The 13,015-nt window shown below is 61.9% G+C and carries 10 protein-coding genes and 1 pseudogene; 2 read left to right on the plus strand and 9 right to left on the minus strand.

The window, feature by feature from the left end:
* Window positions 1-134 precede the first annotated feature (134 nt).
* From GYM67_RS08365 to ptsP, 5 genes are all read right to left on the minus strand, one after another.
* Complete coding sequence (locus GYM67_RS08365; protein WP_220236428.1) at window positions 135-707, minus strand: YbhB/YbcL family Raf kinase inhibitor-like protein; 573 nt, start codon at window positions 705-707, stop codon at window positions 135-137.
* 218 nt (window positions 708-925) lie between these two features.
* Window positions 926-2,464: a PTS ascorbate transporter subunit IIC gene (locus tag GYM67_RS08370; RefSeq protein ID WP_220236429.1), complete on the minus strand. Its 1,539-nt coding sequence runs from the start codon at window positions 2,462-2,464 to the stop codon at window positions 926-928.
* A gap of 87 nt (window positions 2,465-2,551) precedes the next feature.
* Window positions 2,552-2,824, minus strand: coding sequence for a PTS sugar transporter subunit IIB (locus tag GYM67_RS08375; RefSeq protein ID WP_024626949.1), 273 nt, complete (start codon window positions 2,822-2,824; stop codon window positions 2,552-2,554).
* Window positions 2,825-2,903: 79 nt separating this feature from the next.
* Window positions 2,904-3,350: a PTS sugar transporter subunit IIA gene (locus GYM67_RS08380; protein WP_220236430.1), complete on the minus strand. Its 447-nt coding sequence runs from the start codon at window positions 3,348-3,350 to the stop codon at window positions 2,904-2,906.
* A gap of 77 nt (window positions 3,351-3,427) precedes the next feature.
* Window positions 3,428-5,077, minus strand: coding sequence for a phosphoenolpyruvate--protein phosphotransferase (gene ptsP, locus GYM67_RS08385; RefSeq protein WP_220236431.1), 1,650 nt, complete (start codon window positions 5,075-5,077; stop codon window positions 3,428-3,430).
* 233 nt (window positions 5,078-5,310) lie between these two features.
* On the opposite strand from ptsP, the gene GYM67_RS08390 reads away from it, so the two are divergent.
* Window positions 5,311-5,577, plus strand: a complete 267-nt coding sequence (locus GYM67_RS08390) for an HPr family phosphocarrier protein (RefSeq protein WP_220236432.1) — start codon at window positions 5,311-5,313, stop codon at window positions 5,575-5,577.
* A gap of 51 nt (window positions 5,578-5,628) precedes the next feature.
* Complete coding sequence (locus GYM67_RS08395; protein ID WP_220236433.1) at window positions 5,629-6,687, plus strand: LacI family DNA-binding transcriptional regulator; 1,059 nt, start codon at window positions 5,629-5,631, stop codon at window positions 6,685-6,687.
* 18 nt (window positions 6,688-6,705) lie between these two features.
* On the opposite strand, the gene GYM67_RS08400 is transcribed toward GYM67_RS08395, so the two are convergent.
* From GYM67_RS08400 to GYM67_RS08415, 4 genes and pseudogenes are all read right to left on the minus strand, one after another.
* Window positions 6,706-7,866: a DNA polymerase III subunit delta' gene (locus GYM67_RS08400; protein WP_220236434.1), complete on the minus strand. Its 1,161-nt coding sequence runs from the start codon at window positions 7,864-7,866 to the stop codon at window positions 6,706-6,708.
* A gap of 302 nt (window positions 7,867-8,168) precedes the next feature.
* Window positions 8,169-8,822, minus strand: a pseudogene (gene tmk / locus GYM67_RS08405) (dTMP kinase); the annotation flags it as partial.
* Window positions 8,819-11,695 (minus strand): type I DNA topoisomerase, encoded by a 2,877-nt coding sequence (topA, locus tag GYM67_RS08410; RefSeq protein WP_220236436.1) that lies wholly within the window; start codon window positions 11,693-11,695, stop codon window positions 8,819-8,821. The gene topA and the pseudogene tmk, both read right to left, overlap by 4 nt.
* A gap of 148 nt (window positions 11,696-11,843) precedes the next feature.
* A complete protein-coding gene (locus GYM67_RS08415) occupies window positions 11,844-12,863 on the minus strand; it encodes a phosphatase PAP2 family protein (protein ID WP_220236437.1) in 1,020 nt (339 codons plus the stop codon).
* Between the last annotated feature and the right edge of the window lie 152 nt (window positions 12,864-13,015).

Raw genomic sequence — 13,015 nt, forward strand, 5'->3', positions numbered from 1 at the left:
GATCGCGGTCAGCGTCATCACCAGTCAGAATGTCGGTGGATGCCTTTCGAACCGACTGCGTGGCAGGCAGGGATGACGGCCGTCTGCGCACTTGGGGCATGGCCTCACTCTAGTGCTAGACCGCCCCAACCAGGTCAGGCATCAGCTGGCAGCCAGGCCCGAGCTGCTGCGGCCACCGGCTGGGCGGAATGGATGGCATGGGCCAGGGCATTCAGCCAGAACCCCTCCTCTAGGCCCGGCAGAGCCTCTCGTGTGGCCCAGACCGACAGCACATAGTCATGAACCCGGTCCGGAGGCGTAGGACCGTTGTAACGCATAAGCACGGCGGGGTCGTCAGCGATCTCCTCCTCCATGACCAGGGGCGAGGCCGCCGAGGTGCGCCCTTGAGGCACACCGGGAATCAGGTTAGACAGATTTCTGGAGAAGTCTTCGGGAATCGCCAGAACAGAGCTTCCGGTCCCCTCGGGCTGCAAGGCGAGCAAGGCCTCGATGGGCAGGTTGGCCAGGGACCAGTGAATCCAAGGGAAGCCGCACACGGGCACGGAGTCAGGATCCACCAGCATCCAGTGCAGGCAGCGGGCCTCCTGAGGCACGTCCTCAAGGCGGAAGGGGAAGGAGACTACAGGACGTCCCTTGCGGGTAAGGGACTGAGGGGCGCGCTTGGCATACCGATCGGGAATGGTGCCGAAATCAGTGATAATCCTCATGATTCGATTCTCGCCCGCCCAGCCGACGAGGTCAAGTTCATCCTTGAAAACAGCCGCGAACAGCGTCCAGCACAATAAACCCCACCACCCTACGCTAAAAGTGCAAGTGCCGCCTGGATCCTTCCGCATGGAAATGATCCGGGCGGCTCTAAATTGGACTGGAGAAAGGAATCAGCAAGACCTTTCTCCTTGCGCTTATGCGGCGAACTTGTGCATGCCTATTCGGCCTTTGCGGCCTTGGCCTGTGCACGAGCGGCCTTGGCGGCTGCGCGAGCCTGAGCCTTGGCCTCCTTCTCTTCAGCCTCGACACTGGCGATGAACTCAGCATGCTTGGCAGCAGGCATCCATCCAGTGTTGACCACCTTGACCTGCCAGACACAGGCCAGGGCGAAGATCACCACCGCCAGAATCACCAGGACCACGGCCCCAACGGGAATGCCCAGCTGGGACAGCTTGCCGACCACAGTGCCATACCAGGCAAAATCAGCATCCCCGAAGGTGGCGTTGGACAGGCCGAAGCTGCCCAGAACCGTCATCAGGATGGCCGGCAGGAAGGTGATCAGCAGACCGTTGATGAAGCCGCCGACCACAGCCCCGATGCGGCCGCCGGTTGCGTTGCCGAAGACGCCGGCGCCGCCGCCATCGAAGAAGTGGGGCACCATGCCCGGCAGGATCAGAGCCAGACCCCAGACGGGCCCGAGCCAGACGGCTATGATGACCAGAGCCACCAGACCGCCGGCGAAGGAGGCCAGGAAGCCAATCAGGGATGCATTGGCACCATAGGGGAAGACGATGGGGATATCCAGGGCAGGACGGGCGCCAGGAACCACCTTGTTGGCGATGCCCTGGAAGGCGGGCACCAGCTCACCCAGGATGATACGGACACCATACAGGATGATGCTCACGCCGATGCCGAACTGCAGGGCCTGGGCGAAGGCGGCCATGAAGAAGGCTCCCCAGTTGGCCGGATGAGAGGGGAAGACGGCGAAAGCCGCTTTGGCAGGGACCACCAAGGCGGTCCAGATGGCGAAGACCAAATAGAGGATGACCATGAGCAGGGTGGTGGAGACCATGGAATCACGCAGGAAGCTCAGCCCCTTGGGGAAGTCGATGTCCTCGGTGGAACGCGACTTCTTGCCCACAGCGCTGCCAACCGCGCCCGAGACCACGTAGCCCAAGGTGTTGAAGTGGCCGATGGACAGCTTGTCGCTGCCGGTCACCCGGTTCATGTAAGGCTGGGCGAAAGCGGGCATGGCCACCATGATTACGCCCATGAGCAGGGCGCCGATCAGCACGATAAGCAGGTTGTTGCCCTTGCCGAACCCGATCGAAAGGACCAGAGCCAGCAGGGTGGACATGAAGACCATATGGTGGCCGGTCAAGAAGACGTACTTGAGGGGGGTGAACCGGGCCAGCAGGATCATGACGATGAAGCTAAGCACGATGATGTAGGCGGAGGCTGCGCCGAACTGGCTGGAGGCCTGGGCCACGATCACCTCGTTGGTGGGTACGACCCCGTGGGCCCCGGTAGCTTTGAAGACCAGCTTGCCGAAGGGACCCAGGGCGTTGGTCACGACAGTGGCGCCGGCGCCCAGAATCAGATAGCCCATGGCCGCCTTGAGGGCACCCGAAATGACCTGGCCCGCACTCCGTTTCAGCGCGATCAGGCCGATGGCTGCCACGATGCCAATCAGATAGGCGGGCACATTCAGAATCTCCTGGCTGATGAAGTTCAGCACCGCAAGGAAGACATTCATTGTTTGTCCTTACTATTTCTCTCTTGTTGTCAAGTTAAAGAGCGGGTATTCCATCGGCCTGGCGATGATGAATGTCCGCCGGACTCATCAGTCGGCGTACTGCTCCAGGATGCCCTTGATTTCGTCCTTGTCCATGAAATTCTGGACGGTCTCGACTGGGGTCGTGGTCCCCTCCAGCTCGGGTGCCAGCTGAGGCGACGTCAGCACCAGGTCGTTCATGTTGGCCGTGCCCTTGGCGCTGCCCGCGTCGGAGGTGGTCACAGTCACATCCATGCCCAGCTCCGATGCCACCTGCTCCACGTTGACCTTGAGCAGAACCGAAGTGCCAATTCCGTTGCCGCATACGCAGAGAATATCCATGAGTTGCTCCTTTGTTCCTTGTTTACTTCTTACTGCTTCTTGCATTTGCCATGCTGGGATCCGCAAAAGCGGGTCCTGCTCACGATCCAAGAATGGCGCGGACCTCGTCAGGGGTGCCGACCTTGGCCAGCTGCTCGGTCTTCTTCGCGTCGGTCAGAGCACCGGCGATGGCAGACATCACTTGCAGGTGCTCCTGCTCATCCCGTCCGGCCAGACCAATCACCAGGGAGACCGGATCGTTGGCCTTGTTGCCGAACTCGACAGGCGTGGACAGCCTTACCCAGCTCAGGCCGGTTCCCAGGACCGCCTCGCTGGGCCGGGAATGAGCCAGAGCCAAACCGGGGGCGATGACGATGTAGGGACCCATCTTCTCAACAGTCTCGATCATCTGGTCCGTGTAGGCATCGGTGGCGAACCCGGAGGCCACCAGTCTGTCGCCCGCCTTGCGAATGGCATCCCGCCAATCAGTCGCCGGCACATCCAAGGCGAAGGATGTATCGGGAAGGAAGGCTTGGAAATCTGTCATGTCTGCTCCTTGCTCGTGCTGTTTGACTTGATCGACTGCACCGGATCCGATGGATTTGCACAAATCCGGTCGGCTGCTCACCACCCCTGGGGATGATAGAACTCTCCGTCCAGAGCCTTGGCGGCGAGCGCCTTGGCCTCATCCATGGTGTGCTTGGCCAGTTCGGCGCGGACATCATCCAGGGCGACCGGAGTCATGGACAGGCTGGTCACGCCGATTCCGGCCAAAACCACGGCCAGGTCCGGATCCGCAGCAGCCTCGCCGCAAACTCCGACAGGCATGTCATTGGCTTGACCGGCATCAGCGATGAGCTTGATGGCCCTGAGGACGGCAGGGTGCCAGGCGGTCTGATAGGAGGCGACCGAGCCCAGCGTGCGGTCGGCGGCCAGCGTGTACTGGGTCAGATCGTTGGTGCCGATGCTGACGAAGTCGGCCACCTTGGCTACCTTGTCGGCCATCAGGGCGATTGAAGGAACCTCAGCCATGACGCCCACGCGCTTGAGCCCCTTGCTCTTGCCCATACGGACGAAATAATCGGCCTCGTGCTCATCAGCAACCATGGGCGCCATGACCCACAGATCTGCATCAGTCTCGGCATCAGCCCGGGCCAGGGCCTCCAGCTGATCCTCCAGGACCTGGCTGTGGACCTTGAGCGTGCGCAGGCCACGCAGTCCCAGGGCCGGATTTGGCTCGTCGGCCTGGGTCAGGAAGGGCAAAGGCTTGTCAGCGCCGGCATCCAGCAGACGGATGACCACCTTGCGGCCAGGGAAGCGTTCAAGAAGAGCACGGTAGGCCTTAGCCTGCTCCTCGACACCGGGCGCCTGCTCGTTGCCAAGGAAGAGGAACTCCGAACGGAAGAGCCCAACCCCCTCAGCTCCATACTCCAGGGCTGGATCGGCATCCGCAGGCTTGCCGACATTGGCCAGGAGAGGGATTCTGGTTCCATCCTTGAGCTGGCCCGGGCGACCCCGCAAAGCCTTGGCCTGATCCGCATCGCGGCGGGCCTGCTCAGCTTTCTCAATCTGTTCATCGGTAGGATCGGCTGTCACCTTGCCGGCAGCGGCATCGACAATGACTGTCTGCCCGTCGCACAGCCCAGCTGCGTCCTGAGCGCCTACGACGGCGACAATCCCTCGGGACCGAGCCAGAATGGCGGTATGGCTGGTCGGACCGCCCTCAATGGTGACAATGGCCAGAACCTTGGTCATGTCCAAGCTGGAAGTGTCGGCCGGAGACAGATCAGGGGCGACCAGGACGAATGGCTTGTCGCTTTCTGGCACGCCCGGCGCCGGGACGCCGAGCAGATGGGCGATAACACGCTGGCCTACATCATGCAGATCGTTGGCACGCTCCCCCATGTAGCCGCCGATGGCCCGGAGCTTTTCTTCGAAGTCGGCAAAGGCCTCATAAACGGACCGTTCGGCGGTTTTGCCACCCTCCAGCAGGGATCGGATCGAGGTCTTCAGGGCCGGGTCCTGGGCCATTTGGGCCAAGGCGGTCAGAATCGGTGCAGCATCCTTGGCCCCCTGCCCATCCTGGGCGGCCTTGGCACGCGCAAGCAGGTCCTTGTTGACCGAGGTCAGAGCGGATTCGACCCTGTCGAATTCAGCATCCGCCATCAGATTCTCAGGCCTCGCCTCATCGCCGGGCACATCCAGTCCGGCCGCCATATGAATGACCGGGCCAATGGCAACGCCGCGGCCAATGCCTACGCCTTGGATCTCCATGTCGCACTCCTTAGTGCCTGCCCACTGCTCGTGAGCCGCCCCTGGGGCCAACTCCGCAACGGCGGTGGAAACGTTCTTCAAGCAACGATGTTCAGTATACACAAATTCATTTGTTTTTCAACGGTAATCGTTTTCTGTAATTCTTCTTTTGCAGTGGTAAGATGACCAGCGTACTCACTACTCGACATACCGGTTCAACAAGACCGACCATATATTCAGGAAAGCTGGTCATCATGGCAACAGCGCAACGTTCTACCATCATCACCGACCCGGTCGGCATTCATGCCAGGCCCGCTTCAGAATTCTCGCAGGCCGCCGCATCCAGCGGTTGCAAAGTCACCATAGCCAAGGACGAAGGCAACCCCGTAGACGCCAGCAGCATTCTGATGGTCATGAGCCTGGGCATCGCTAAGGGCGACAAGGTCACCGTGACTGTCGAAGGCGATGAGGCCGAGTCCGTAGCCGACTCCCTGGTCGCCAGGCTGACCCGGGCTGAGTAACCCGCCGCCAAGTGCAGCCGGCATCAAAGGAAAGGGCCTTCGAGGGAAACGATGGGACACACGGCGGACAATAAACCTTCCATTGCCAACGTCGCAGCCCTGGCCGGAGTTTCGACGGCGACTGTGTCCCGCGTCCTTTCCGGCCATAGACACAAGAACGACGACATCAGCCGCAAGGTCAGAGCTGCAGCCGAAAAGCTCAATTACTCGGCCAACTTCGCTGCCAGCACCCTCCGCTCGGACCGCAGCAGGACCATAGGGCTGATCCTATGCGGCACCTCCACAGGCATAGACGGGTCCATCCTGGATTTGCTCAGCAGGAGGCTGACCGAACAGAGCCGCTACTTGCTGGTCATATCCGTCAGGGGCGATCAGGAGCGAGAGGCGGCCATCAGGTCCATGGCCGCCCGGCAGGTCGAAGGAATTATCATCGTTCCTTCGCCGGACGACGATCCGGTCGGCATGCCCGTAGACCTGCCGTCCGGGCTGCCCATCGTCCAGGTCGGCGGCAGACCGCTTTCCTACCACACCAGCTGGGTCGGCATGGACCAGGCGGCCTCCATGCGGCTGATCATTGCCCACCTGGCCGAGCAGAACGCGCATTCGGTGGCCTACCTAAGCCGCGAACTGAACACCAGTGAGGCCACTGAGCTCTTCACGACCTTCTCCACCCTGACCAACACCCTAGGCATGACACCTCAGCCGGACTGGATCCAGTTTGGACCCTGCAGCATGCGCCGCGGCCACGATGCCGTCATGACCATGCTCGCCGAAGGAAACGACCGTCCCGATGCCATCATCTGCGGGGACGACTCGCTGGCCCTGGGCGCTCTGATGGCCTGTGGCCAACTGGGCTTCCAGGTTCCCGACCAAGTCAAGGTGGCCGCCTTCGTGGACAGCCCAGCCTGTCTGATCAGCAGTCCGACCTTGACCGCAGTCAAGACTCCTTTGAAAGGCATCGTCCAAGAGGCGCTGCGGCTGGTCGATACCAAGGGACAGTCCATTCTGCCCTCCCATGTGGCTCTGCCGCCAGCGCTGGAGTGCAGGGAATCGACCTGGTCGCCAAGAATCGGCAGCAGCGACATGACCTCGCCGGGCACTTTCGCCTGATGCCCCTTAAGCCTGTGCTCAGACCAGCAGGGTGCAGAAGAGGGCCTCGAAGACCAGGATCGGCGAACCGTTGGCAGCCAGCCTCCTGCGAGCCCGGGCGATCAGCTGAATGCGGTCGGTGGCCCCCTGCCTGGAGAGCCTGACAGACAGATCGGCAATTGCCGCCCGATTCTCCAAATTGACCAGGCCCGCCTTCTCCTCGGCGCCGTTTTGCAGGACGCCCACATCCCGGTAAACGCTGGCCAGGGTGCTCAGGTTGCGGTCCAGCACATCCCGGGTCAGTCTGGTGACCCGCCGACGGACCTGATCCTTGCCGCCCAAGGCATGATAGGCCCCACGGAGCTGCCGGGGAATGCGTTCCTTATCCCTAAGACCGTTTATCTGCCGAAACTCCCGCTCGTTCCTGGCCACCTCATCGTCCACGGTGGCAGTGGCCTGATCGCGGGCCGCATCCACCACCCGGCCAGCCAGGACCACAGCATCCGAAGCGCGTCTAAGGCCCAGCAGGCCCACGACCAGCTCATCACGGTCGGCCAGAACCTGATCCCTTGTGGCGTAGAGGCGAGCGATGCCGATGTGCCCCTGGGCCAGACGGGCGGCCTTAGCAGCCAGGGGCTGGTCCACCCCCACCTGGTCAGTCAGGAAATCAACCACTGCGGTGTTGGATGGCACCGCCAAGTTGAGCACCCTGGTCCGTGAGCGGATGGTGGGCAGCACATCCTGGGCGCTGGGTGCGCACAGAAGCCAAATCGTATGCTCGGCTGGCTCCTCGATCTCCTTGAGCAGCACATTGGTGGTCCGCTCCAGCATCCGATCCACGTCTTCGATGATGATGACCCGCCAGCGCGAAGTTGAGGGCATCTGCTCCGAGGTCATGATCAGCTCCCTGACCTCGTCGATGCCGATGGTGACCTTGTTGGTGGACAGTATGGACACATCCGGATGGGTTCCGGCCAGAACCTGCTGAGTGACGCGAGTAGGCTGGTCGCTCAGTCCCTGATCCGGACTGATCAGAGCTGCCGCAAAAGCCCGGGCCAGATTGGATCGCCCTGATCCAGGAGGGCCGCAGATCAACCAGGACTGTGCCACCTCGTCATGACCCCGCGCCTGAGCGGCCACCGTCCGCTTGAGCAGCTCGACCGTGGGCTGCTGGCCCACAATGGCGTCCCAGACGCTCATCGGGTCTTCCGTAGGAGCCGGGACCGGAGCAACCAGCGAGCGCGAGAACCTGCAGGAGCCGAATCATCGTCAGCGTCACCGCCGACTGTCCCTGCCTCCATGGGCTGGTCATCCTGGTCAGCATCAGCCTCCGGTGCCTGAGCGGACGTATCCGCAGCCTCGGTCCAGTCCGACTCGGCACCCTGCTCATCATCCTCATACCCCGCCGTCGATTCATCCTCGTCGGCATCGTCCTGAGCATCAGTGTCGTCATTCTCATCATCGACCTGCGGCAGATCTGGCTCGCGCCCTTCGACCAACTTGTCCAAATCGTCCTGGATGATCTGCCAGACCTGGTCGATGGATTGGGTGGCGTCGATAACCAGGAACCGGTCGGGCTCCCTCTGGGCCAGCTGCAGGAATGCCTGACGCACATGCTGCTGAAAGTCGTCGCCAGCCGACTCCAGCCGATCGGGCTCATGGTCCAGACGCGACTTGGACTGAGACGGATCCGCGTCCAGCAGGTAGGTGCGCCTGGGCAGAAGGCCCTGACTGGCCCACAGACTCAGCCGACGAATCACACCCACCGACAGATCACGGCCTCCGGCCTGATAGGCCACTGAGGAATCCAGGTAACGGTCGCAGAGCACAATGTCTCCGCGATCCAGAGCCGGACGCACCACCTGGGCCACATGCTCAGCCCGATCCGCCGCATAGAGCAGAGCCTCGGTCCTGGGGGCCAGATCGTCGGAGGCGTCAACCACGTCGGTACCTCCGGTCACGGCGACCGAGGGAAAAGCGGCCAAGCCGTGGAGGACGAGTTCCCGAATGGTCAATCCGACAGGGGTGCCGCCTGGCTCGCGGGTAACCAGGGATCGCAGGCCGCACTCCTGCAGATAGTTATGTGCTCGTTGAACCTGGGTGGTTTTGCCTGCACCATCCACGCCCTCGAAGGAAATGAACAAACCATCGCTCATGCCTTATGCTCCATACTCTTGGAAGTCTTGGCGGTTTTGGCCTTCTTTGTGGTTTTACGAGCGCGAGTGACCGACTTGCCAGCTGTAGATTTGCTGGACGCCGACTTGCGGACGGCGGACTTTCGCGCAGTCGACTTGCGGGCGGTCCGGCCGCGTCGCTTGACAGGCCCGGCCGCGCGCTTCTCTGCCAGCAGGCGGAAGGCCACCTCCGGCTCGATGGACTGGGCCGTGTACTGCTTGGGCAGGGTCCTGTTGGTCTGCCCGTCGGTGATGTAGACACCGTAGAACCCGTCCTTGATGGTGACGGGTTTGCCGCTGTCCGGGTCCGTACCCAGCTCACGAAGAGGGGGCTTGGCCGCGCTCCGGGAACGCCGTCCGTACTTGGGCTGGTCGAAGAGGGCCTTGGCCCCGGCCTGATCGATGGTGAAAATCTGCCCCTCGTCGGTCAGCGAACGCGTCTCGGTGCCGCCGTCAGTCTTAGTGGCCGTCAAATAGGGGCCATAACGGCCGTTGCTGGCCGTGACGGTGGCCTGGTCGGTTTCTCCCGTCTTGGCATCGGTCAGCTCGATGTCGCCCACCGTCCTAGGCAGGCTGAGCAGTTTCAAAGCATCCTCCAAGGTGACCGTGTCTGGATCCATTGTTTTGAAGAGCGAGGCCATCTTGGGCTTGGGACCGGCCTGCTTGGCTGTCCGTGCAGTCTTGCCGGTCGGCTTTTTCTGCTCGGCCGCTTCCTCCTCGGGGCTGATCAGAGCCACATAGGGGCCGAATCTACCCTTACGCACCTCAACCCGACCGCCGGTCTGCGGATCCTTGCCCAGCTGACGGGGACCGCCGGCATTGGCGGCAATCAGTTCATGGCCCGCCGCCACGGTCAGCTCGTCCGGAGCCATGGTGGGCGGCAACGAGGCCCGCTTGGGGTTGCCGTCGGCATCCAGGTCGGCCGTATCCTCAAGATAGGGACCATAGCGGCCAACCCTCACCTGCAGGCCATCGCCAATCTCGATGGTGTTGATCTTGCGGGCGTCTATGTCTCCTAGCTGGGCCACCTGCTCCTGCAAGCCCTGATGAGCCTGATCAGCGTTTTGGGCGGCACCCGGGCCTGAGCCGAAGTAGAACCGTGTCAGCCAGTCCTTGCCCCGCTCCTTGCCATGGGCAATCATATCCAGGCCGTTCTCCATCTGCGCCGTGAATTGGTAATCCACATACCTGGGGAAATTGGTCTCCAACAATCTGATTACCGAAAATGCCAGCCAGGAGGGAATCAGTGCACGGCCGCGCTCATAGACATATCCACGATCGATGATGGTCGAGATGATGCTGGCATAGGTGGAGGGCCTGCCTATTTCCTTGGCCTCTAGGGTCTTGACCAGAGATGCCTCAGTGTAACGGGCCGGCGGCTGGGTCTCATGGCCCTCGGGATCGACGGAGACGGCACGAAGCACGTCCCCCTGCTGGACCGGAGGCAGGGATGAACCCTCATCGGTCTGCTCAGAGCCTGCACTCATGGCCTTGAGGAAGCCGGGGAACTTGATGACGGTGCCTGAAGCCTGGAAGAGGGCCGTACCCTCTTTGCCCGCCTGCGCCGACAGGCGGATGGTGGCTGTAGACCCGGTGGCGTCGGCCATCTGCGAAGCCAGGGTGCGCCGCCAGATCAGGGTGTAGAGCTTGAGCTGGTCGGGAGCCAGACGGTCGGCCAGATCCTGAGGCCTGTGAAAGGTGGAACCGGCGGGCCGGATGCACTCGTGGGCCTCCTGGGCGCCGGCGGTCTTGGTTACATACTGCTTGGACTCAGCCGAAAGGTATTCGGCGCCGTACTCACGCTCGACCCCCTTGCGGGCAGCGGCAATGGCCTCCTGGGAGAGGGTGACCGAATCCGTACGCATGTAAGTGATGAACCCGTTCTCATAGAGCCCCTGGGCAGCGCGCATGGTGGCCCGTGAACTCATGCCCAGCCGGTTGCCAGCCGTCTGCTGCAGGGTAGATGTAGTGAAGGGGGGCTGAGGACGCCGCCGATATGGCTTGGTCTCCATACCCGTCACTGTGAAGTCCTGCTCCTTCAGCGCCTCAGCAAGGTTCCGGGCATGCTGCTCGTCCAGCTGCAGGACTTGCTCCTTGGTGGCCGTTTCCGTCAGCTGACCCTTGGATGTGAAGTCCTTGGAGACCGCCAGCCGCTGCTCCCCCAGACCGATCATTCGTGCCTGAAAACCACTCGACGGCGCCGATTCCCCGGCATCCTTCTGCACCAAACGCGCCAACAGATCCCAGTAGGAGGCCTTGACGAAGGCCATACGCTCACGCTCACGCTCCACGATCAGCCGAGTCGCCACAGACTGAACACGCCCGGCGCTCAGCCCCGGACCTACCTTGCGCCAGAGCACCGGTGAGAGCTCGTAGCCATAGAGCCGATCCAGGACCCTACGGGTCTCCTGGGCATCAACCATGTGGGCATCCACGTCCCTGGTGTGCTTGAGCGAATTCTTGATGGCCTCTGGGGTGATCTCATGAAAGACCATGCGCTTTACCGGCACCTTGGGTTTGAGGGTCTGGACCAAGTGCCAGGCGATGGCCTCCCCTTCCCGATCCTCATCAGTGGCCAGATAGAGCTCGTCGGCGTTCTTCAGCGCCTTCTTGAGCTCGGACACCGTGTGTTTCTTCTTATCGTCCACGATGTAATAGGGCTTGAAGCCATCGTCCACGTCTACGCCGAACTTGCCGTAGGCCTTCTTCTGGGAGGCCGGGATCTGCGATGGCTGGGCCAGGTCGCGGATATGGCCCACTGAAGCCATGACCGTGTAGCCCTTGCCCAGGTACCCGCCGATCTTCTTTGCCTTGGTTGGCGACTCAACAATGACGAGCTTATTGCCGGATGCCATGGCCTCTCCTTATATTGTGGTCTTTCGCACGCCATCTTACTCACGCGGTTCCGTCACCATGCAAATCAAGAGGTCATGTGCACGGGTGTGGATCCCTGAGTCCGATGGTGGATGAATCAGAGACGTTCAGTACGCCCAGAGAACGACCTCAGTCGTTCTGGGGCGGAGCCGGAGGCCGACCGACAAGGCCCATCCTTGTCAGAGGCGAGGCCGTGATCTGCCTCATCGCCAGAACCAGTCCCAGGGTCAGTGACAGAACGGATGCCATCATTATGACGGCCGAGCAATGGACCCCGTAGGCCGTCCACCGGGCTCCGATCTCCAGTCCAGGGCTGACCTGCCAGATGACATAGCAGGCGTAGAGAATCCCTAGGAACCCCGCAGCCAGCATCAGGGTGGAGACAATCTGAATCGAAGCCGATGACATCCTGGTCCCAGGAACATCCATCCCGGTTCCCCGAGTAGCAGCCAGAGCAATAAGACAGAGGCCGCCCGGAATAAGAATGCCCATGATCACGTCCGAGGGGCGATGCCAGCCACCCTGCACCAGCGAGCAGCCCACGGACAGGTCAAAGGCGAACCCCACCAAGGCGACCGGAGCCCTCCAAACGCGCGGCACCACACAGAGCAGGGCCAGGACCACCGCCAGAGCCAGGACGGTATGCCCGGATGGAGTTGAGTTGGCTGCGGAGGCCTGGGCATGGATAAGCACGGGGCGAGGCAGGAAGCGTTTGAGAATGCGGGCCACCCCGAAGACCACCAGAGCATATACGGCAACCTGGCCGAGCAGCCACCACCGGCGTCGCGCCAGAACGACCGCCAGGGCTGTAAGACCCAGCACCATGCAGATCACCACAGTCACATAAGGGATGGTGAACAGCACCAAGTAAGCCTTGACCAGGGGCGCCTGGTCAAGGAAACCGCGGAAGTTGGCCAGGGCCATATCGTCATAGGTCTGCCCGGGAACAGTCCAGACAGCCGCCCACCAGACCAAAGCAGCCAGACCCAGACAGGCCAGGCCGGCGACCAGGCACAGGACCAGGGATGAAATCCGGGGTCGGGACGTCAAAGGGTCACGGTCAACGTGACTGTCGTCCTCCTCGGTCTGCTCATTCGGGTCCCGGTACCAGGTCTGCTGTGCTTCGCCCTGCTCGCGCTTGTTGGTCATACCTCAAGACTCTATCCAACCCCTGGGTCGACAGCCGACACCCTGTCCGACAAACGCATTGTTTTCACGACTCCATCCAGCCTGGTCAGGGCAAATATGGAAAACTCCCACGCACCCGCCAGAGGCCACTTACCCTTGCTGCATTACGCCAC

The sequence above is a fragment of the Bifidobacterium asteroides genome, from assembly GCF_019469425.1.
GTDB classification, from domain to species: domain Bacteria; phylum Actinomycetota; class Actinomycetes; order Actinomycetales; family Bifidobacteriaceae; genus Bombiscardovia; species Bombiscardovia asteroides_I.

Excerpts from the sequence above, each read along its gene's own strand:
- GYM67_RS08365 (WP_220236428.1), bottom strand. The coding sequence starts at position 707 with ATGAGGATTATCACTGATTTCGGCACCATTCCCGATCGGTATGCCAAG.
- GYM67_RS08370 (WP_220236429.1), bottom strand. The coding sequence starts at position 2,464 with ATGAATGTCTTCCTTGCGGTGCTGAACTTCATCAGCCAGGAGATTCTG.
- GYM67_RS08375 (WP_024626949.1), bottom strand. The coding sequence starts at position 2,824 with ATGGATATTCTCTGCGTATGCGGCAACGGAATTGGCACTTCGGTTCTG.
- GYM67_RS08380 (WP_220236430.1), bottom strand. The coding sequence starts at position 3,350 with ATGACAGATTTCCAAGCCTTCCTTCCCGATACATCCTTCGCCTTGGAT.
- ptsP (WP_220236431.1), bottom strand. The coding sequence starts at position 5,077 with ATGGAGATCCAAGGCGTAGGCATTGGCCGCGGCGTTGCCATTGGCCCG.
- GYM67_RS08390 (WP_220236432.1), top strand. The coding sequence starts at position 5,311 with ATGGCAACAGCGCAACGTTCTACCATCATCACCGACCCGGTCGGCATT.
- GYM67_RS08395 (WP_220236433.1), top strand. The coding sequence starts at position 5,629 with ATGGGACACACGGCGGACAATAAACCTTCCATTGCCAACGTCGCAGCC.
- GYM67_RS08400 (WP_220236434.1), bottom strand. The coding sequence starts at position 7,866 with ATGAGCGTCTGGGACGCCATTGTGGGCCAGCAGCCCACGGTCGAGCTG.
- topA (WP_220236436.1), bottom strand. The coding sequence starts at position 11,695 with ATGGCATCCGGCAATAAGCTCGTCATTGTTGAGTCGCCAACCAAGGCA.
- GYM67_RS08415 (WP_220236437.1), bottom strand. The coding sequence starts at position 12,863 with ATGACCAACAAGCGCGAGCAGGGCGAAGCACAGCAGACCTGGTACCGG.